Source organism: Pseudomonas sp. S3(2024) (genome assembly GCF_036861315.1).
GTDB classification, from domain to species: domain Bacteria; phylum Pseudomonadota; class Gammaproteobacteria; order Pseudomonadales; family Pseudomonadaceae; genus Aquipseudomonas; species Aquipseudomonas putida_A.
Map to the genome: position 1 here is coordinate 393,640 of NZ_JAZAQQ010000004.1, position 18,992 is coordinate 412,631.

The following is an 18,992-nucleotide window of genomic DNA, read 5'->3' on the forward strand; positions in this document are numbered from 1 at the left end:
GATGTCTTCAACCACTCAAAAAAATATCGATATCAAAAAAAGCCTGGTTGAGGCGATTCTGGCCGGCCTGATTGCCCTGATCGTGTTCGGCCCGATTGTCGGCGTCGTGCTCGAAGGCTACAGCTTCAACCTCGAACCAACCCGCGTGGCGTGGCTTATCGGCATCGTGATGATCGGCCGCTTTGCCTTGAGTCTGTTTCTGCAGACGCCCAAGGGCCTGAAGATTCTCGACGGATTCGAGAGCACCGGCTCCGGTGTGCATGTGCTGCCTGCCGATCACAAATCACGCTTGCGCTGGATCATTCCGCTGCTGATCGTGCTCGCGGTCATCGTGCCGTTTGTCTCCAACTCGTACCTGCTGGGCGTGGTCATCCTCGGGCTGATCTACGTGCTGCTGGGTCTGGGGCTGAACATTGTGGTCGGGCTGGCCGGTCTGCTCGATCTCGGTTACGTGGCGTTCTACGCCATCGGTGCCTACGGTCTCGCGCTCGGTTATCAATATCTCGGGCTGGGCTTCTGGACCGTATTGCCACTGGCGGCAATCACTGCCGGTTTGGCCGGCTGCATCCTCGGTTTCCCGGTGCTGCGTCTGCACGGTGACTATCTGGCGATCGTGACTCTGGGCTTCGGTGAAATCATCCGCCTGATCCTCAACAACTGGCTGTCGCTGACCGGCGGGCCGAACGGCATGCCGGCGCCACTGCCGACATTCTTCGGTCTGGAATTCGGCAAGCGGGCCAAGGATGGCGGGGTGCCGTTCCACGAGTTCTTCGGCATCGCCTACAACCCCGATGTGAAGTATTACTTCATCTACACGGTGTTGTTCCTGGTGGTACTGGCCGTGCTGTACATCAAGCATCGTCTGGTGAAAATGCCGGTGGGTCGCGCCTGGGAAGCGCTGCGCGAAGATGAAATCGCCTGCCGCTCGATGGGCCTCAACCATGTGCTGGTCAAGCTCTCGGCGTTCACTATCGGTGCATCCACCGCCGGGCTGGCCGGGGTGTTTTTCGCCACCTATCAAGGCTTCGTCAACCCGACCTCGTTCACCTTCTTCGAATCGGCGCTGATCCTCGCCATCGTCGTGCTCGGCGGCATGGGCTCGACCATCGGCGTGGTGATTGCGGCATTCGTGTTGACGGTTGCTCCGGAACTGCTGCGCGGCTTCGCTGAATACCGCGTGCTGCTGTTCGGCATCCTGATGGTGTTGATGATGATCTGGCGACCACGCGGGCTGATTCGCATCAGCCGTACCGGGGTCACTCCACGCAAAGGTGCTATTCACTATGAGAGGACTGCGCCATGAGTGAAGTCGTACTCTCTGTGGAAAAACTGATGATGCACTTCGGTGGCATCAAGGCCCTGAGCGATGTCAGCCTCAAGGTCAAACGCAACTCGATCTTCGCCCTGATCGGGCCGAACGGCGCCGGCAAGACCACGGTGTTCAACTGTCTGACCGGGTTCTACAAGGCCTCCGGCGGCAAGATCGAACTCAACGTGCGCGGCAAGCAGACCAACGTCATCCAGTTGCTGGGCGAGTCGTTCAAACCGACCGACTTCGTCTCGCCGAAAAGCTTCCTCAGTCGCCTGTACTACAAGATGTTCGGCGGCACCCACTTGGTGAACCGCGCCGGCCTGGCCCGGACATTCCAGAACATTCGCCTGTTCAAGGAAATGTCGGTGCTGGAGAACCTGCTGGTGGCGCAGCACATGTGGGTCAACCGCAACATGCTCGCCGGCATCCTCAACACCAAGGGCTACCGCAAGGCCGAAAGTGATGCGCTGGACTGCGCGTTCTACTGGCTGGAAGTGGTGGATCTGGTGGACTGCGCCAACCGTCTGGCCGGTGAACTGTCCTACGGCCAGCAACGCCGTCTGGAAATCGCCCGGGCCATGTGCACGCGGCCGCAGATCATCTGCCTCGACGAACCGGCCGCCGGCCTCAACCCTCAGGAAACCGAAGCACTGAGCGCGATGATCCGGCTGCTGCGCGACGAGCACGATCTGACCGTGGTGCTGATCGAACACGACATGGGCATGGTCATGAGCATTTCCGACCACATCGTGGTGCTGGATCACGGCGTGGTCATCGCCGAAGGCGGGCCTGAAGCCATTCGCAACGATCCGAAAGTGATTGCCGCCTACCTGGGCGCCGACGAAGAGGAGCTGGTATGAGCAAACCGATCCTCGAACTGAAAGACCTGGACGTGTTCTACGGCCCGATCCAGGCCCTCAAGGGCGTGTCGCTGCAGATCAACGAAGGCGAGACCGTCAGCCTGATCGGCTCCAACGGCGCGGGTAAATCGACGCTGCTGATGTCGATCTTCGGCCAGCCGCGCGCGGCGGGTGGGCAGATCCTCTATCAAGGCGTCGACATCACCCACAAGTCCTCGCACTACATCGCCTCCAACGGCATCGCACAGTCGCCGGAAGGGCGGCGGGTGTTCCCCGACATGACCGTCGAGGAGAACCTGCTGATGGGCACCATCCCGATCGGCGACAAATATGCCAAGGAGGATATGCAGCGCATGTTCGAGCTGTTCCCGCGGCTCGAAGAGCGCCGTACCCAGCGGGCGATGACCATGTCCGGCGGCGAGCAGCAGATGCTCGCCATTGCCCGCGCATTGATGAGCCGGCCGAAATTGCTGCTGCTCGATGAGCCAAGCCTGGGGTTGGCGCCGATCGTGGTGAAACAGATCTTCGCCACCCTGCGGGAACTGGCGAAAACCGGCATGACCATTTTCCTCGTCGAGCAGAACGCCAACCATGCGTTGAAGCTGTCGGACCGGGCGTATGTGATGGTCAACGGCGAGATTCGTCTGACCGGTACCGGCAAGGAGTTGTTGGTGAATGAGGAGGTGCGTAACGCTTACCTCGGCGGTCATTGAAATGTCACGGCCGCTACATAAGTAGCGGCTGCAACTACAACCCGTTCGTCTTAAGGTAAATTTAAGTTATGGGTTTTCATTGATCCAGCCTATGAAGTGAATCGTTAGCCATGCAGCGAGAAATATGGGGATGAATATAGTGGTGAGTTTGACAATGTGCATAAATTGATCGAATAGAGTGATTGAATTTATAATGTACTCCACGCACTCCTTGTTTAAGGTGTAGCTTAGATCTGCTGTGTTCTGAGAGTTGGGAATAAGAAAACAGTCCTTTGCTTTGTTTTTTTGTGGAAGTGTGCAGAAAATTATTATTGAAGATAGGAGGAAGAATAGTGCGGACCAAGCAATTCTGCGCTTTTCTTTTTTTGTAAAGCTTCTTTCGAAGTAAATTTTCATGTTTAGAATTTTTCTCTGAATTCAGGTACGTTCCATTTTGGAGGGAAAACGTAGTCTATAGGAGTCTTGTTTTGTGAGTACTTTTGCTTAATTCGTGATCCGGGTTTTCCTAACTCCGGGCGTTTTACTCTCAAAAATTTGTCTAGCTCACAGAATAAATTTTGGCAGTCTATAAGCTGAAGATTTCTATTGGGGAGGTAGCTGAATGGTAAATTGAGCCTACTAAATTCTTGCTCCTGAATCTCGGTCATGTGTTTTATTATGTGTTCGTATTCGGTTTTTTTTGCGTTTGGGAAAATCTTTTTAATTCCGCGCTCTGCGCCAGGTCCGGCGACTACGAATTGGCTTTCGTCAGCGTTGCAATGGTTGCTGTATGCAAGGTCAATTGCATATTGGTACGCTAGGAACTTACCCACTGATGGGAGAGTAAGAAGAGACTGATATATGTTAGATAGATTTTTTCTGTCCCAGATGGATTTATGCATTTCCTGATTTAACATGAGCTGTATCATTTCCAGATTGTTCATGTGTTTGGAAGCATGTCCGTATTCAGCTTTTCCAGAAGGCATGATGTATGCGGCAGAGTAGATTTTCACGTCTTGCAGCTTTATTTTGGCTATGGCATCGCAATAGTTTTTGATCGAGAAATCTTCAACTGATATTGTTCCTAATTGTTTTTCTAGCTGCTCCCATGTTTCAATTCTATTGAATAGCTTGAAAAGTATTATTCTGAAAAAAGTGTCTTCTGCACTATGGTCTGTATCGTAGATTACGTTTTTTATTAGATATTGAGATGTGCGGTCAAGAACTCTGTAGCAGTTGGTGAATTTGTATTTTGAAATGATAGAGTCTTGAGGTTTTGTCGGGGAGAGCCTTGAAAGGAAGGCCTCTTGTCGCGCATGAGCAAATACCCAGTAGTCGTCATAGGCGTAATTAGGCTTGAAATTTAAGTTGCTCAAAGGCGCGCGACTCGGAATGTTTAAGTTAGCCGATTAGATTGTTAAAAAATTTGATCACATGATCCTTTATTGCGAAACCCAGAATGGCAGTAAAAACTGCAAAAATTACCGTTGAGTATCTCGCGATTATTTTACTTTCTAATGTAAGAAGCTCTTTTTTAAGGTCGTCTATTTCCTGCTTCAACTTGAAAGGGGAGAAAACCTCACCAGTCATATCAGAGATTTTATCGCTGTTTAACTTTTTTATTGGGGATTTATATTTTTTTGCGTTTTCGTCTGTTGCTGAGGGATCAAGGTCAGCATACCAAATCAGTGCAAATGGCTTTCCCCGCTCCAATACAATGTCAGTTGGTCCGGCATTGTATACGGAGAAAGTTAGCTGCCCTTTCCATCCTGGGTCTACATGGAAGCCTGATACGTTGATAAGACCTTTGAATTTATACTTTGCCTTGAAGGAGATGAAGGCCAGCGCAGTGGTAGGGACATACAGTACTTCTGATGTCAGAAGAAGAGCAAACTGGCCTTTGGGAATTACGAACTGAGGCTTTTTATCATCTAGTATCTGTTTGACATTCGGGTCTTTTTCATTGCTTGGTGTAATATAGACTTCATTTCCAACAGTGAGGGATATGGCTGCACAGTCAACTTCGATTCCCACCGTGTTGCCTTCAGCGTTTTCTATTAGATCAGCAAGATTTTCCTTGAGTTTGTCACCGCTCCAAAACATTTTAATATCCTGATTTGTAATTACCTAACCTATTGAAAAATATATTGTTTTTTTCTACGGAGTAGAGCCGGTCTCCAATTGGAGTCTCAATGTCTTCGACCTTTAAATGGCAGGCTAGCGCAAGCAATATCCTGAAGATAGATGCTAAAGAAGAGAGGATGACCTCTTTAAATGGATAGGCTTCGAGATGGTCTAAAGATTCGACTGCTTTGCACATTTTCCCGGTCAAGCTATTGATTTTTATTGCCATAGATATGTTTGGCTCGTAGCCGTCAAATTTCTCCTCTTTCAATAGCTTAGCTGCAAGCGTATTAATGCACGGTAGTGTTTTTTCTGACTCTTCAATGGAAATGTCGCTTAATAGTTTGTTAAATATATTCGTTGATGATGTGACGATTATTAGTGAATCAATCGTTGCTTTTCTTAGTTCTTCAATGTTGTGCTCAAGCGCGGAAAGAGTTAACTTTGCGCTATATTTTGACAGATGTAAAACCATATGGGTAATACGTTGCTGCACATTAAGTATCCAAATTTCCTTATGGTACTTTTCATCGTGCTGCAACTGTTTCCACTGAAGTTCTTCTAGCTGGATGAGAAGTGACATGGTCATTTCCTATAGTTTAGCGTTCAATTGCGACTTTCAAGCACCTATCACAATTGTAGTATTAGTCAAATAAAATAAAAAAATTATACCCAAACTGTTCAGATAGAGCTATCGGTAAGCTGAATAAATGAGAGAGCATTTGGCCTAAATGTAGCCGAATATTCTGATTCAAGGTATTCAGGCGACTGGTGGATGCGCCCGGCGGCAGTCGCTGTGGAAAACAAATTCCCATAGCTGCCAAAGCGCGACATATAGACGCTGCAAATGGCTGTTTTTCCACAGTTTTGACTTGTCCCCGTTTACTGTGGAGCTGGCTGTGAATAACGTGGGAGTAGCTGGCTGAAGCCCTTGTTTTCCGTGGCTTGCAGGCTGGTGATCGCTTTTTGATCAGGCGTTTTTGCTGGAGCTGAAGACGCTGTTGTCAACCTTTTTCTAGGGTGTGCTGTGGAGACAATTACGTGTGAGCAAGCCTGTGGATAAGTCTGTGACTAAACTCTGGAAAGACTCCGCTGAGGGCCGTAATTACTGGCCTCGCGCAATCACTGCGCTGACCGGTCGGTCGTGCAAAATGCCATCTCCGGCACAACAGCGGCTTCAGGGTCAAGCAAAAAACTTTCTGTTTCCCGCGCAAAGCCTTGTATGGCGCGGCTTTGCGCGTTTCCACTTGCCCCCGGAAACTGTGGAAGGGACTGTGGATAACGTGCGTGCACATGGCTACAGGCCAAGCCACATACGGTGTAGCGACGATTGATCAAATTTTGATCGGAAGATGTCCCGGTGCGGGTGTTGCTCGTAAATGCCGGGCCGGGCATGCTGGCTGCTGATTTTCTATTCCAATGGCTGCGCTGGCGGCCGACGCAAGGAGAACACGATGTCCAACACCCTGTTTATTACCGGCGCAACCTCCGGTTTTGGTGAAGCTTGTGCCCGTCGTTTCGCCGAGGCTGGCTGGAAACTGGTGTTGACCGGCCGTCGTGCAGAACGTCTCGACGCGCTGTGCGCCGAGTTGTCGAAGCAGACCGAAGTGCATGGCCTGGTGCTCGACGTGCGTGACCGCAAGGCGATGGAAGAGGCAATTGCCAATCTGCCGCCGTCGTTCGCCAAATTGCGTGGCCTGATCAACAACGCCGGGCTGGCACTGGGCGTTGACCCCGCACCGAAATGCGACCTCGACGACTGGGACACCATGGTCGATACCAACGTCAAGGGCCTGATGTACAGCACTCGTCTGCTGCTGCCGCGGTTGATCGCTCACGGCCGTGGCGCCGGTATCGTCAACCTCGGCTCCATCGCCGGCAACTACCCGTACCCGGGCAGCCACGTGTATGGCGCCACCAAGGCGTTCGTTAAGCAATTCTCGCTGAACCTGCGTTGCGACCTGCAGGGCACCGGCGTGCGTGTCAGCAACATCGAGCCGGGTCTGTGCGAAAGCGAGTTCTCGCTGGTGCGCTTTGCCGGTGACCAGGAACGCTACAACGCCACTTACGCCGGTGCCGAGCCGATCCAGCCGCAGGACATCGCCGAGACCATCTTCTGGGTGCTCAACGCCCCGGCGCACATCAACATCAACAGCCTGGAGCTGATGCCGGTGAGCCAGACCTGGGCGGGGTTTGCGATCGAGCGTAACAAGGCGTAAGACCCTGTGGCGAGGGAGCTTGCTCCCGCTGGACTGCGCAGCAGGCCCGCTTTTTTGAACTGAAGAGCGGGGGCGCTCCGCACCCCAGCGGGAGCAAGCTCCCTCGCCACAAAACCGGGCATAACCGGCGATAAGGTAAACTCATCCCCCAATAACCCCACCGCACCCTGCGGTTTTTAAGGTTTTCGAGGAGTTAAAGTGAGTAACCGAGGTGAGCAGTCACTGCTCAAACAATCGACCATCCTGATGTTCGCGGTGTCGATTGCCGGGATCGTCACCGGTTTTGTTTCAGGTTCGCAATCCATCCTTTTCGATGGTTTTTTCTCGCTGATCGCAACGTTCATCAAAGTACTGATGCTGATCACCGCCAGGCTGATCGCTAAAGAGAGCAATCACCGCTTCCAGTTCGGTTTCTGGCATCTGGAGCCAATGGTGCTGCTGATCGAAGGCAGCTTCCTGCTGTTGATCGCCATCTATGCGTTTCTAAACGGTGTATTCGGCATCATCAACGGCGGCCGCGAGATCGAGCTGGGGCTGGTGATCATTTATGCGGCGGTGTTCACCGTCGTCGAATTCGCCTATTTCTTCTACGTGCGTCGGCGCAATCGCAAGCTCAAGTCCAGCCTAATCCAGTTCGACAACATCAGTTGGCTGGTGGACGCGATGCTCTCGGTCGGCCTGTTGATCAGTTTTCTCGCCGCGTTGCTGCTCAAGGCCCAGGGCTTTGACGAGTGGGCGAAATTTGTCGACCCGCTGATCCTGATCGTGCTGGCGCTGACCATGTTGCCACCGGCGTTCAAGATCCTCGGCCCGGCACTGCGTGATGTACTGGGTATTGCACCGGACACCCTGGATGATCAGGTGCGTCAGGTCATGGAAGCGGCGAAGGTCGAGCATGGTTTCGATGATTACGTGACCTACGTGCAGAAGCACGGGCGGGCGCGGTTTATCGAGATTCATGTGGTGTTGCCGGCGGATTACCGGCTGCAAAGCGTGGGGCAACTGGATGCGTTGCGTGAGGAAATTTCGGCGCAGCTCGGCGAGCCGGATGCGGCACGCTGGTTGACGATCAGCTTTACCGGTGACAAGAAGTGGATTGCCTAGAGACCGTGTAACGGCTATTCGCGAGCAAGCCCGCTCCCACAGGGATCCAGGCTGTTCACAGATTATGTGTTCGCCGAAATTCCCATGTGGGAGCGGGCTTGCTCGCGAAAGCTATTTTTCAATCAACGCAGGTATTCAGCCAGCCCGCTGTAGCACGTCGCCAAGTGATAAGGCGTCGTTGAAGGCATGTCCTTGCGGCTGACCTCTCCCAGCTCATCTCGGCATTCATGCCACCCGCCCGCGTGCAGAAACCGCTGCTGCAACGCCCGCAACTGGCGCAGCACGGTGGCTTCGCTGTCCGGGCGCAAGGTCAGGGCGCGCAGGTATTCCGCCTGAGCCCAGATCCGTTGCGTCGAATCTTTCGGGCGACCGTCCAGTTGCAGATCGAGCATCGCCCGCACCGCCCCTGAAGGCTGTTCAACACCGAATTGCTCGGTGAAAGCAAAGGCTCGCTCCAGCGCCGCGTGCAGTTTCGAGCCGCGCAGCAGGGCTGAAGATTCAAGCAGGAAATACCATTCGAACTGATGCCCTGGCTCGTACCAGTTATCCACAGCCCCCAGTGGTTTTTCCATCAACACGCCATGTTGCGGGTCGACGAACTGCTTGTGCATAGCTGTGCATAACTCGAGCAGCGCTTGCTGCGTCGGCGCGTCTTCACGCACCGCCAAGGTGGCGAGGAACGCTTCGGCCAGGTGCATCAGCGGGTTTTGCAGTGGCCCGGTTTGCAGGGTGATCCAGTCGCGGTCCAGGCAGGCTTCGTACAAGCCATCGCCGGTGGCGAAGCGTCGGCCGATGACTTCCAGCGCGGCGTTCAGCGTGGATTCCACCAGCGGCTCCCGGGACTTGGCCCAGTAATGGGCGCAGGCGAACAGGATGAAGGCGTGGGTATAGAGATCTTTGCGCTGATCCAGCGGCTTGCCTTGCGCGTCGATGCTGTAGAACCAGCCGCCGTGCTCGGCATCGTGGAAATGCCGTTGCAGCGAGCGGAACAGCGCCGCGGCGCGCACCTCGGCGTTATCCACAATCCCGATCAGGCTGGAAAACAGGTACAGCTGCCGTGCGCAGGCCATCGCCCGATAGCGTTGCGGTGGCAAAGGTTGATGCGCCGCGTCGAGTGCCTCGTAGGGCAGCGCCATGTCGGCGTTCCAGCCCGGGCCTTGCCAGAGCGGCACGATCACGTTCAGAAAGTGCTGTTGCACATCGCTGAACAGGGCGGTCAATTCGGGCAGGGAGGTGGAGCGGCAAGCATGGGGCATTGGCGGACGTCGTCACGGCTGGGGCGATTGCGCGACATGGTAGCAGAGCGGCGTCCTTTAGAGACGCGGTGTCTGTCAGACCGCTTTCGCGAGCAAGCCCGCTCCCACAGGTTTTGTGTACACCGCAAATCCAGGGTGGGAGCGGGTTTGCTCGCGAAGAGGCCGGTTCAGGCGATAGAGATCAGCCGGCCAGCAACCAGGCGCCTGTCACCGCCGAAGCAGCCCCTGCCACTCGTACCAATGGCGCAGCAGCCTGAGGCAACACGCGCACCAGGCCATAACCCGCCGCATGCAGGGCAGCAGTCGCCGCCACGAAGCCGGCGGCATACGCCCAAGGGCTGCTCATGTCCGGCAGCTCCAGGCCATGCGCCACGCCATGGAACAGCGCAAACAGCGCCGTTGCCGCCACCGCCATCACCAGCGGTGGACGCACCGTCAGTGCCACTGCCAGACCCAGCGCCAGCACCGAAGCGGCGATCCCGCTTTCCAGCGCCGGCAACTCCAGCCCTTCAAAACCGAGCATGCCGCCGATCAGCATGGTGCCGACAAACGTGCACGGTAGCGCCCAGCGCGCCGCGCCTTGTTGCTGCGCGGCCCACAGGCCGACCGCGACCATCGCCAGCAAATGGTCGAGGCCACCGATCGGGTGGCTGATGCCGGCGACCAGACCGCTGTCGCCGTGGCCCGGGTGGGCGAAGGCGAGTGCTGGGGTCAGCAGCAGCGCCACGGCGCCGAGAATGCGTTTGAGTGTCATGGATAAGCTTCCTTGTTGGTCAATAAGTCAGGCGGCGTTCAGCAGGCCCTGGCGCTCGATGAAGGCGATGATCTCTTCAAGGCCCTGGCCGGTTTTCTGGTTGCTGAAGACGAATGGCTTGCCGTTGCGCATGCGCTGGGTGTCGCTATCCATCATTTCCAGCGAAGCACCGACCAGCGGCGCCAGGTCGATCTTGTTGATCACCAGCAGATCGGACTTGCAGATCCCCGGGCCGCCCTTGCGCGGCAGCTTGTCGCCGGCGGAGACGTCGATCACGTAGATGGTCAGGTCTGACAGCTCCGGGCTGAAGGTTGCCGACAGGTTGTCGCCACCGGATTCCACCAGAATCAGGTCCAGCCCCGGAAAGCGCCGGTTCAGTTGATCGACGGCTTCGAGGTTGATCGAAGCGTCTTCGCGGATCGCCGTGTGCGGGCAGCCACCGGTTTCCACGCCGATGATCCGCTCCGGCGCCAGTGCTTCGTTGCGCACCAGAAAGTCGGCGTCTTCGCGGGTGTAGATGTCGTTGGTGACGACGGCCAGGTTGTAGCGATCGCGCAATGCCAGGCACAGGGCCAGGGTCAATGCGGTCTTGCCGGAACCGACCGGGCCGCCGATGCCGACGCGCAGGGGTTGTGTGTTCATGTGCTTCTCCAAGATGACAGGCCCTAAGAGCGAAACAGACGGCTGTACTGGCGCTCATGCGCCATGCACGCCAGGGACAGGCCGAATGCGGCGCTGCCAATGTGTTCGGGATTGATGCGGGTGGCGTCCTGCTGTGCCTGTTGCAGCAGCGGCAGCAGTTCGCTGGTCAGGCGCTGGGCGGCTTGCTGGCCTAGCGGCAGGGTTTTCATCAGTACCGCGAGCTGGTTTTCCAGCCAGCTCCACAGCCACGCGGCGAGCGCATCCTGTGGGCTGATTTGCCAGGCGCGAGCAGCCAGTGCCCAGCCAAGAGCCAGGTGCGGTTCGGCGCATTGCTCAAGAAAGCTACGGGCTGGCGCGTCGAGTTCCGGCAAACCGTTGAGCAATTGCTGCAGCGAGTAACCCATCTGCCGGCTCTCCAGGTGCAACTCACGGGTCTCGCGGCTGGCGCGGTGGGTTTCGCAGAGATGCAACAACTCGGGCCAGTTTTCCTCGGCCGCGGCCTGACAATGGGCGAGCAGCAGCGGCGCCTCGAAACGGGCGAGGTTGAGCAGTAGTTGATCGCTGATCCAGCGCCGGGCGCTGTCCGGGTTGTTCACGCGGCCGTTATCCACCGCCATTTCCAGGCCTTGCGAATAGCTGTAGCCGCCAATCGGCAGTTGCGGACTGGCCAGGCGCAGCAGCGCCCAGGCCGGATTCACAGGCGTACGCCGAACTGATGGAGTTTGGGCGCGTAGTTGAAATCTTCGTCGCCATGCCGCGAATGGTGATGGCCGCCGCCGTAGGCACCGTGTTCCGGCTGGAACGGCGCTTCTATCGCCTCGACCTGGGCGCCGAGCTGTTCGAGCATGGCCTTGAGCACGTAATCGTCGAGCAAACGCAGCCAGCCATCGCCGACTTGCAAGGCGACGTGGCGATTGCCCAGATGATAGGCGGCGCGGGTCAGTTCGAAGGCATTGGCGCAGGTGACGTGCAGCAGTTGCTCGGGGCGGGCGCAGACGCGAACGATGCGGCCGTCCTCGGCCTGCAGGCATTCGCCGTCATATAACGGTGCCTGACCGCGCTCCAGAAACAACCCGACGTCTTCGCCATCGGCACTGAAACAGCGCAGACGGCTTTTGCTCCGCGCTTCGAAGGTCAGGTGCAACTCGGCGGACCAGACAGGTTGAGGGTCGATTCTGCGATGAATCACCAGCATCGGAAAGCTTCCAGCAGTGGACTTGTAGGAGGGCTAGAGCAAGGGGCTTGCCAACCGGACGAGATGTAGGAAATCCCTGTCGGAGCGTAGAGGATGTTTCAAGATGTTGCAGAATTTTGGAAGGTTTTGGTGCGTGAAGATTTTTACATGCACCAATTTGTGGCTGTCACACAAAGCAATGTAGGAGTGAGCCTGCTCGCGATAGCGGTCTTCCAGTCAATTCTCGGCTGACTGAACGGACGCTATCGCGAGCAGGCTCACTCCTACAGGGGATTTGTGAGGTTTTGGGAAAGGGAATTACTCGGTACTGCCCAACCCTTGCCAGTGCTTGAGGCCGATAAAGATGAAGCGCAATTGCTGGGTGATCTTCGCCTGCGGCGTCAGATGCTCCGGCAGGGCCTCGGCGGGCGGGTCAATGATGTCCGGCAGAGTGGCGAATACCGATTTGACGATCAGGTCGGCGATCACGCTCAGCCCGGCTGCATCCAGATGTTGCAGCTTGGGCATCAGCGTCAGATCGGCCGCAAGGTCGGCGCTGATGTTCTCGCGCAGACGACCGATCGCCTGACGCACCGGCTGCGAGCCGCCGTATTGCTCACGAGCGAGAAACAGGAACTGCGAACGGTTGGCGCTGACCACGTCGAGGAAAATCCGCACCGACGCATCGATGATGCCGCCCATGACGAATTCGTTGTGGCGCACCAGTCGGATGGTTTCGCGGAAGGTCTGACCGACTTCACTGACCAGCACCAGCCCCAACTCGTCCATGTCGGCGAAATGCCGATAGAAACCGGTGGGCACAATGCCGGCGGTCTTGGTCACTTCGCGCAGGCTCAGGCTGCCGAAACCTCGGCCGCTTTCCATCAAATGGCGGGCAGCGTCCATCAGGGCGTTGCGGGTCTGTTGTTTCTGTTCGGCGCGGGGCAGCATCGCAAAGGCGTTTTCTTGAGCGGGACAAGCGCCGCACTCTAGCAAATCGGCTTTGCTGGCGTCGAACGGCAGGGGGAAAAGTCAGCAGGAAAAAAGGTTTCGCAGAATGTCGGTACTGAAAAAGTCAAAAGCCCAATCCGGTGATTGGGCTTTTTTTCCAGGCCGCCATGGGCTTAGCTCAAAGCGCTGTTGCGTTCGATCACACGGTCACCACCGCCTTCGGCAACGGCCTGTCCCAGTGGGGTTTTGTCGAAACCGTCTTCAGCCAGGGTCTGGCCTTGTGGAGTACGGTCGCCGCCACCTTCAGCGAGGGTTTGCCCTTGTGGAGTGCGGTCGCCGCCATCGGAAGCCAGGGTCTGACCTTGTGGAGTCTTGTCATAGCCGTCTTGCACCAGACCTTTCTCTTCCAGACGATCACGGCCGCCTTCTGCTACAGCTTGACCTTGTGGAGTCTTGTCGTAGCCATCTTGTACCAGGCCTTTTTCTTCCAGACGATGACGACCGTTTTCAGCCAGAGTCTGACCTTGTGGCGTGCGGTCGCCGCCGTCAGCAGCCACTGTCTGGCTGAACACAGAGTGGCTGGCTTTCACTTGTGGGGTAGCCTGATCGGCAGCGGGCAGGGCGAAAGCAGTGCTGGCTAGCATCGACAGGGTAAGGCTGAGCAGTAATTGGCGTTTCATGATGGGTTGCTCCTTGGGAGGGCGATAAAGTGGGTACGAAGCCAATGCTACTCTCGATAAGTCGATATAAAAGTTCATAAACGCAATGGTAATAATCAACAGAATTGATTGTTCTGCCGAGGCGCTCTAGCTCGGGCGTTTGCGGGCGGTGGTTTTGCACCGCAGTGGGTATTTTCGACTCACTCGCGCCTCGCAAATGTGCGGGCAGCGGTAACGCTGTTCGACCAATCGGTCAGCATTCGGGGCGATTTTTTGCCGCGCAATCTATATTCCGATTAAACCTGCGCACTGTTTGCCAGTCGTAGAATTCATGAGGGCCGCTTTGGCCCGCCGTTTCAGCTGTGCGTCGCGAAATCGGCGTGCGGTCGTCATCAGGAGTTTTGTGCATGACGCGCACCGGAAAAATCTTCAGTTGGACCTTCGCCACTCTCGTACTGCTGCTGGCGGTACTGGTTCTGATCATCGTGTTCTTCGACTGGAACCGGATCAAACCGCCGCTCAACGCCAAAGTCTCGGAAGAATTGCATCGTCCGTTCGCCATCAATGGCAACCTCGCGGTGATCTGGCAGCGTGAGCCGGACGAGGGCGGCTGGCGGGCCTGGGTGCCGTGGCCGCACGTGGTGGCTGAGGACCTGACGCTGGGCAACCCGGATTGGTCGAAGCAGCCGCAGATGGTCACACTCAAACGCGTGGAGCTGCGCATCTCGCCGCTGGCCCTGCTGGCGCAACGGGTGACGATCCCGCGCATCGACCTGACCGAACCCAACGCGCAACTGCAACGCCTGGCTGATGGCCGCGCCAACTGGACCTTCAAGTTCGACCCGAAAGACCCGAATGCCGAACCGTCGAACTGGGTGGTGGACATCGGTGCGATTGGCTTCGACAAGGGCCACGTCACCCTGGATGACCAGACGCTGAAGACTAATCTCGACGTATTGATCGATCCGCTGGGCAAACCGATTCCGTTCAGCGATATCGTCGGCGCCAAAGCCGCGAAAACCGCGCAGGACAAGGGCGCCGCGCCGCAGGACTATGCATTCGCGCTGAAGGTCAAAGGCCAATACCACGGCCAGAACCTCACCGGCCAGGGCAAGATCGGCGGGCTGCTGGCGTTGCAGGACGCGAACAAACCGTTCCCGCTGCAGGCGCAGGCGAAGATCGGCGCCACCAGCATCGAACTCGCTGGCACCTTGACCGACCCGCTGAACCTTGGCGCCCTCGATCTGCGTCTGAAACTGGCCGGCGCCAGCCTCGGCAACCTCTATCCACTGACCGGCGTGACCCTGCCGGACACGCCGCCGTACTCCACCGACGGCCATCTGATTGCCAAGCTGCATGATGCCGCCGGTGCGAAATTCACCTATGAACAATTCAACGGCAAGATCGGCGGCAGTGACATTCACGGCGATCTGACCTACGTCGCCAGCCAGCCACGGCCCAAGCTCAGCGGCGCGTTGCTGTCCAATCAATTGCTGTTCGCCGACCTCGCGCCGCTGATCGGCGCCGACTCCAATGACAAGCAAAAGGCCCGCGGCGGCGAGAGCAAGCAGCCGACCGACAAAGTGCTGCCGGTGGAAGAATTCAAGACCGACCGCTGGCGCGCGATGGATGCCGACGTCGAGTTCACCGGCAAGCGCATCGTCCACAGCGAAAAGCTGCCGTTCACCGACCTCTATACCCACCTGAAACTCAACGACGGCGAACTCAGCCTAGAACCGCTGCGCTTCGGCGTGGCCGGCGGCAATCTGGACGCGCAGATCCGCCTCAACGGTCGCGCCGAACCGCTGGAAGGCCGGGCCAAACTGACCGCGCGCGGCTTTAAGCTCAAGCAGTTGTTCCCGACCTTCGAACCGATGAAAACCAGCTTCGGTGAGCTCAACGGTGATGCTGATATCAGCGGTCGCGGCAACTCGGTGGCCAAGCTGCTCGGCGGCGCCAACGGCAACCTGAAGATGCTGATCAACGACGGTGCGATCAGCCGTGAGCTGATGGAACTGGCAGGGCTCAACGTCGGCAACTACGTGGTCGGCAAGATCTTTGGCGACAAGGAAGTGAAGATCAACTGCGCGGCGGCGGACTTCGACATCAAGACTGGCTTGGCGACCACACGGCTGTTTGTGTTCGATACCGAGAACGCGATCATCTACATCGACGGCACCGCGAACATGGCCACCGAGCAATTGGACCTGACGGTGACACCGGAGTCCAAGGGCTGGCGTCTGATTTCGCTGCGTTCACCGCTGTACGTGCGCGGCAAGTTCATCAAGCCGGACGCCGGGGTCAAGGCCGTGCCGTTGATGTTGCGTGGCGCGGGGATGGTGGCACTGGGCGTGATTGCCGCACCGGCTGCGGGGTTGTTGGCGCTGGTGGCGCCGAGTGGCGGGGAGCCGAACCAGTGCGCGCCTCTGCTTGAGCAGATGAAGGCGGGCAAGGCGCCAGTGACCGTCAAGCCAACAAAATGATCGGTGACTGACAGGGCCCCTTCGCGAGCAAGCCCGCTCCCACAGGTTTAGTGAAAAAACTGTGGGAGCGGGCTTGCTCGCGAAGGCGGTTTAGAAGGGCTTACAGGTCCTTCAGGATATCGGCCATGTCATCGGCATGCTCTTCTTCCTGCGCGAGGATGTCTTCGAAGATGCGCCGGGTGGTCGGGTCTTTTTCGCCGATGTACTGGATGATCTCGCGGTAGCTGTCGATGGCGATCCGTTCGGCCACCAGGTCTTCGTAGACCATTTCCTTCAAGGTGTTCCCGGCCACGTATTGGGCATGGGACATTTTCGACAGCAGGTCCGGATTGAACTCCGGTTCGCCACCCAGTTGCACGATGCGCTCGGCCAGACGGTCGGCATGTTGCGCTTCCTGGGTCGCGTGTTCGAGGAATTCTTCCGCGGCCACGTGGGCTTTGACGCCGTTGGCCATGAAGTAATGACGCTTGTAACGCAGCACGCAGACCAGCTCGGTGGCCAGCGACTCGTTGAGCAAGCGCAGCACCTCGTCACGGTCGGCGCTGTAGCTCTCGGTTACCGCGCCGTTCTCGACGTGTTGTCGCGCACGTTCGCGCAGGGTTTTGACATCTGACAAGTGCAGGTCGTCGCTCATGTTGATCTCCAGGAGGCTAATCCAATGGCGCCACGCTCTACAGGCGTGATCGATTACCCAAGTTGTGAGTCCTGAGCGACGCAAAAAGTTTTATGAGATTTCCGGCGACCTTGGTACCAGCCCGGACAACTGCGCTTCTTCGCGCAACCAGGCAAAAAACGCCCGCACCGGCGGATGCCGCTCCCGTCCCGGCACACACAGCGCGCTGTACCCGGCACCATCGACTTGCACCTGCCCCTTGTACGGCACCAGCAACCCACTGGCGACGCTCTGCGAGACCAGAATATTGCTCGCCAGCACCAGACCTTGCCCGGCAATCGCCGCTTGCAGAGCGTAATGCTCCTCATCGTATTCACGGATCGCCGGATGCTGGTTCAGCCACGACTCGCCGGAGCCAGCGCACCACGCTTCCCAGCCATGGGCATACAGCTTCGAGTTGTGCCAGCGCACGCTGATCAGCGCCGGCGTGCGCCGGGCGGCCAGCGCCACCTGTTCCGGCGAGCCATACACGCCGAAGGTCTCATCGAACAGGCACAAGCCGTAAAGGTTGGGGTAATCGTCGAGGCTATAGCGCAGCACCAGATCGACGCTGGCGTCCTGATGCAGGTCGATGACTTCGCAGTGGGTATCGAGGCGCACGTTGATGTTCGGGTGTTGCGCATAAAACCTTCCGAGGCGCGGCACCAGCCACAGCGCGGCAAACGCGGCGGTGGTCGACAGTGTCAGGTTGCTGCCGCTGCGTTGCGGACGCAGGGTGTCGACGCTTTGCGCGACTTCCAGCAGCGCGCCGTGCAGGCTGCGAAACAGTCGCTCGCCCCCTTCGGTCAGGCGCACCTGACGCGGCAAACGCTCGAACAGCGCCACGCCGAGCCAGTCTTCCAGCGCTCGGATCTGATGGGAAATCGCCGTCGGTGTGACTGACAGCTCTTCAGCAGCGGCCTTGAAGCTCAACAGCCGCGAAGCGGATTCGAAGGCGCGCAGGGCGGTCAGCGGCAACGAGGCGAACATTCAATACTCCATGGATGAAACAAATTCATCCCGACTGATTTTTGCTCATTTGAGACAGCGGCGGGTCGACGCCAATCTGGCGCCACACAGCCACTCAAGTCTAGTCCCAAGGAGATTCAGATGAGCAAGATTCTTGCGATCCATGCCAGTCCACGGGGTGAGCGTTCGCATTCACGGCGCCTCGCGGAAAGCTTTCTCAGTGCCTGGCAATTACGTCATCCGCAGGCGCAGGTCACCCGCCGTGAAGTCGGACGGGCGCTGATTCCAGCGGTCAACGAAGCGTTTGTGGCGGCGGCGTTTTACCCTGAACCCGAAGCACGCCCGCTGTCGATGCAGGCCGATCTGGCGCTCAGCGATCAACTGGTCGGCGAGTTGTTCGAGCACGATCTGCTGCTGATTTCCACGCCGATGTACAACTTCAGCGTGCCCAGCGGCCTCAAGGCCTGGGTCGATCAGATCGTGCGTCTGGGCCTGACGTTCGACCACACCTTGGACAACGGCATCGCTCAATACACGCCGTTGCTGCAAGGCAAGAAAGCGCTGATTGTCACCAGCCGTGGCGGTTTCGGCTTCGCCCCGGCGGCGAACTGGAAGCGTTGAATCATGCCGATCCGTGGTTGCGCACCGCGCTGGGCTTTATCGGCATCAACGACGTCAGCGTGGTCGCGGCCGAGGGCGAGGAATCGGCCGAGCGCACCTTCGCGGTATCAGTGGGCGAGGCCGAGCAGCGTTTGCTCGACCTCGCCCGGACGTTCTAAGTGGCCTGGCTGTGCCTGCTGATCGCCGCCGGTTTCGAGGTGACTTTCGCCATGGGCATGAAGTACGCCGAAGGCTTCACCCGCTTGTGGCCGTCGCTGATCACGGTGGTGGCGGCGATTGGCGGGATTTACTTCCTGACGTTGGCGCTGCGCGAGTTGCCGGTGAGCATCGCCTATCCGATCTGGACGGCGATCGGCTCGCTGGGCACGGTGTTTCTCGGTTTTGCCCTGCTCGGCGAGAGCCTGACCCTGGTCAAACTGCTGTCGGTGGGGCTGATTGTGGCGGGGGTGGTGGGCCTGAAGTAGGCTGATGGTGCAGTTGTCATCATCAGGGAGGAGGCTTGGCGGGCGTTTTGCACGTC

General features: G+C 57.5%; 19 protein-coding genes and 1 pseudogene. 8 read left to right on the forward strand and 12 right to left on the reverse strand.

The genetic code is table 11. The annotated features are described in order from the left end of the window. Nucleotide 1 precedes the first annotated feature (1 nt). The 3 genes from livM to VLA07_RS13505 are packed head-to-tail and all read left to right on the forward strand — an operon-like array spanning nt 2 to nt 2,885. The gene (livM, locus tag VLA07_RS13495) at nt 2-1,303 is read left to right on the forward strand and encodes a high-affinity branched-chain amino acid ABC transporter permease LivM (RefSeq protein ID WP_096794779.1); all 1,302 of its coding nucleotides are present in this window, start codon (nt 2-4) and stop codon (nt 1,301-1,303) included. Next, nucleotides 1,300-2,172, forward strand: a complete 873-nt coding sequence (locus VLA07_RS13500; protein ID WP_027613534.1) for an ABC transporter ATP-binding protein — start codon at nt 1,300-1,302, stop codon at nt 2,170-2,172. Before livM ends, VLA07_RS13500 begins: the two co-directional genes overlap by 4 nt. Next, nucleotides 2,169-2,885, forward strand: a complete 717-nt coding sequence (locus VLA07_RS13505; RefSeq protein ID WP_047600666.1) for an ABC transporter ATP-binding protein — start codon at nt 2,169-2,171, stop codon at nt 2,883-2,885. Before VLA07_RS13500 ends, VLA07_RS13505 begins: the two co-directional genes overlap by 4 nt. Nucleotides 2,886-3,283: 398 nt before the next feature. Here the strand turns inward: VLA07_RS13505 and VLA07_RS13510 are convergent, their stop codons facing one another. Genes VLA07_RS13510 through VLA07_RS13520 form a run of 3 tightly spaced genes read right to left on the reverse strand, consistent with a single transcriptional unit; the run spans nt 3,284 to nt 5,571 of the window. After that, the gene (locus VLA07_RS13510; RefSeq protein WP_333989425.1) at nt 3,284-4,240 is read right to left on the reverse strand and encodes a nucleotide kinase domain-containing protein; all 957 of its coding nucleotides are present in this window, start codon (nt 4,238-4,240) and stop codon (nt 3,284-3,286) included. A gap of 25 nt (nt 4,241-4,265) precedes the next feature. Next, nucleotides 4,266-4,967 (reverse strand): dCTP deaminase domain-containing protein, encoded by a 702-nt coding sequence (locus VLA07_RS13515; RefSeq protein ID WP_333989426.1) that lies wholly within the window; start codon nt 4,965-4,967, stop codon nt 4,266-4,268. A 1-nt stretch (nt 4,968) separates the two neighbouring features. Beyond that, nucleotides 4,969-5,571: a hypothetical protein gene (locus VLA07_RS13520; protein ID WP_333989427.1), complete on the reverse strand. Its 603-nt coding sequence runs from the start codon at nt 5,569-5,571 to the stop codon at nt 4,969-4,971. An 871-nt stretch (nt 5,572-6,442) separates the two neighbouring features. Here VLA07_RS13520 and VLA07_RS13525 point away from each other — a divergent pair. Both VLA07_RS13525 and VLA07_RS13530 read left to right on the forward strand, forming a co-directional pair. Next, a complete protein-coding gene (locus VLA07_RS13525; protein WP_027613536.1) occupies nt 6,443-7,207 on the forward strand; it encodes an SDR family oxidoreductase in 765 nt (254 codons plus the stop codon). 198 nt (nt 7,208-7,405) lie between these two features. Beyond that, complete coding sequence (locus VLA07_RS13530) at nt 7,406-8,311, forward strand: cation diffusion facilitator family transporter (RefSeq protein WP_027613537.1); 906 nt, start codon at nt 7,406-7,408, stop codon at nt 8,309-8,311. Nucleotides 8,312-8,433: 122 nt separating this feature from the next. On the opposite strand, the gene VLA07_RS13535 is transcribed toward VLA07_RS13530, so the two are convergent. The 7 genes from VLA07_RS13535 to VLA07_RS13565 form a co-directional block, all read right to left on the reverse strand. Then, the gene (locus tag VLA07_RS13535) at nt 8,434-9,567 is read right to left on the reverse strand and encodes an AGE family epimerase/isomerase (RefSeq protein WP_333989429.1); all 1,134 of its coding nucleotides are present in this window, start codon (nt 9,565-9,567) and stop codon (nt 8,434-8,436) included. A 181-nt stretch (nt 9,568-9,748) separates the two neighbouring features. Then, nucleotides 9,749-10,321, reverse strand: a complete 573-nt coding sequence (locus VLA07_RS13540) for a HupE/UreJ family protein (RefSeq protein ID WP_247268699.1) — start codon at nt 10,319-10,321, stop codon at nt 9,749-9,751. A gap of 27 nt (nt 10,322-10,348) precedes the next feature. After that, nucleotides 10,349-10,963 carry an urease accessory protein UreG gene (ureG, locus tag VLA07_RS13545; RefSeq protein WP_007966946.1) on the reverse strand — a complete coding sequence of 205 codons (615 nt, stop codon included), beginning with the start codon at nt 10,961-10,963 and terminating at the stop codon, nt 10,349-10,351. 23 nt (nt 10,964-10,986) lie between these two features. Beyond that, nucleotides 10,987-11,661 (reverse strand): urease accessory protein UreF, encoded by a 675-nt coding sequence (locus tag VLA07_RS13550; RefSeq protein WP_027613540.1) that lies wholly within the window; start codon nt 11,659-11,661, stop codon nt 10,987-10,989. Then, nucleotides 11,658-12,158 (reverse strand): urease accessory protein UreE, encoded by a 501-nt coding sequence (gene ureE, locus VLA07_RS13555; RefSeq protein WP_003221180.1) that lies wholly within the window; start codon nt 12,156-12,158, stop codon nt 11,658-11,660. Before ureE ends, VLA07_RS13550 begins: the two co-directional genes overlap by 4 nt. Nucleotides 12,159-12,455: 297 nt before the next feature. After that, a complete protein-coding gene (locus tag VLA07_RS13560) occupies nt 12,456-13,088 on the reverse strand; it encodes a TetR family transcriptional regulator (protein WP_027613541.1) in 633 nt (210 codons plus the stop codon). A 173-nt stretch (nt 13,089-13,261) separates the two neighbouring features. Continuing rightward, complete coding sequence (locus tag VLA07_RS13565; protein ID WP_247268700.1) at nt 13,262-13,768, reverse strand: hypothetical protein; 507 nt, start codon at nt 13,766-13,768, stop codon at nt 13,262-13,264. Nucleotides 13,769-14,154: 386 nt separating this feature from the next. Here VLA07_RS13565 and VLA07_RS13570 point away from each other — a divergent pair, with 386 nt between their 5' ends. Beyond that, complete coding sequence (locus VLA07_RS13570) at nt 14,155-16,230, forward strand: AsmA family protein (protein WP_333989431.1); 2,076 nt, start codon at nt 14,155-14,157, stop codon at nt 16,228-16,230. A 100-nt stretch (nt 16,231-16,330) separates the two neighbouring features. On the opposite strand, the gene VLA07_RS13575 is transcribed toward VLA07_RS13570, so the two are convergent. Beyond that, the gene (locus VLA07_RS13575; RefSeq protein WP_027613544.1) at nt 16,331-16,864 is read right to left on the reverse strand and encodes a ferritin-like domain-containing protein; all 534 of its coding nucleotides are present in this window, start codon (nt 16,862-16,864) and stop codon (nt 16,331-16,333) included. A 90-nt stretch (nt 16,865-16,954) separates the two neighbouring features. Beyond that, nucleotides 16,955-17,872 (reverse strand): LysR substrate-binding domain-containing protein, encoded by a 918-nt coding sequence (locus VLA07_RS13580; RefSeq protein ID WP_150369544.1) that lies wholly within the window; start codon nt 17,870-17,872, stop codon nt 16,955-16,957. Between the two features lie 120 nt (nt 17,873-17,992). On the opposite strand from VLA07_RS13580, the pseudogene VLA07_RS13585 reads away from it, so the two are divergent. Together VLA07_RS13585 and VLA07_RS13590 are read left to right on the forward strand one after the other, a co-directional pair. Beyond that, nucleotides 17,993-18,630, forward strand: a pseudogene (locus VLA07_RS13585) (FMN-dependent NADH-azoreductase). After that, nucleotides 18,631-18,936, forward strand: coding sequence for a DMT family transporter (locus VLA07_RS13590; RefSeq protein WP_097089887.1), 306 nt, complete (start codon nt 18,631-18,633; stop codon nt 18,934-18,936). Nucleotides 18,937-18,992 lie beyond the last annotated feature (56 nt).

Bases quoted from the DNA above. Each gene is read 5' to 3' on its own strand.
- VLA07_RS13575 (WP_027613544.1), bottom strand. From the start codon at position 16,864: ATGAGCGACGACCTGCACTTGTCAGATGTCAAAACCCTGCGCGAACGT.
- VLA07_RS13505 (WP_047600666.1), top strand. From the start codon at position 2,169: ATGAGCAAACCGATCCTCGAACTGAAAGACCTGGACGTGTTCTACGGC.
- VLA07_RS13570 (WP_333989431.1), top strand. From the start codon at position 14,155: ATGACGCGCACCGGAAAAATCTTCAGTTGGACCTTCGCCACTCTCGTA.
- VLA07_RS13525 (WP_027613536.1), top strand. From the start codon at position 6,443: ATGTCCAACACCCTGTTTATTACCGGCGCAACCTCCGGTTTTGGTGAA.
- VLA07_RS13520 (WP_333989427.1), bottom strand. From the start codon at position 5,571: ATGTCACTTCTCATCCAGCTAGAAGAACTTCAGTGGAAACAGTTGCAG.
- VLA07_RS13535 (WP_333989429.1), bottom strand. From the start codon at position 9,567: ATGCCCCATGCTTGCCGCTCCACCTCCCTGCCCGAATTGACCGCCCTG.
- VLA07_RS13580 (WP_150369544.1), bottom strand. From the start codon at position 17,872: ATGTTCGCCTCGTTGCCGCTGACCGCCCTGCGCGCCTTCGAATCCGCT.
- VLA07_RS13565 (WP_247268700.1), bottom strand. From the start codon at position 13,768: ATGAAACGCCAATTACTGCTCAGCCTTACCCTGTCGATGCTAGCCAGC.
- ureE (WP_003221180.1), bottom strand. From the start codon at position 12,158: ATGCTGGTGATTCATCGCAGAATCGACCCTCAACCTGTCTGGTCCGCC.
- VLA07_RS13540 (WP_247268699.1), bottom strand. From the start codon at position 10,321: ATGACACTCAAACGCATTCTCGGCGCCGTGGCGCTGCTGCTGACCCCA.
- VLA07_RS13560 (WP_027613541.1), bottom strand. From the start codon at position 13,088: ATGCTGCCCCGCGCCGAACAGAAACAACAGACCCGCAACGCCCTGATG.
- VLA07_RS13515 (WP_333989426.1), bottom strand. From the start codon at position 4,967: ATGTTTTGGAGCGGTGACAAACTCAAGGAAAATCTTGCTGATCTAATA.
- livM (WP_096794779.1), top strand. From the start codon at position 2: ATGTCTTCAACCACTCAAAAAAATATCGATATCAAAAAAAGCCTGGTT.
- ureG (WP_007966946.1), bottom strand. From the start codon at position 10,963: ATGAACACACAACCCCTGCGCGTCGGCATCGGCGGCCCGGTCGGTTCC.
- VLA07_RS13500 (WP_027613534.1), top strand. From the start codon at position 1,300: ATGAGTGAAGTCGTACTCTCTGTGGAAAAACTGATGATGCACTTCGGT.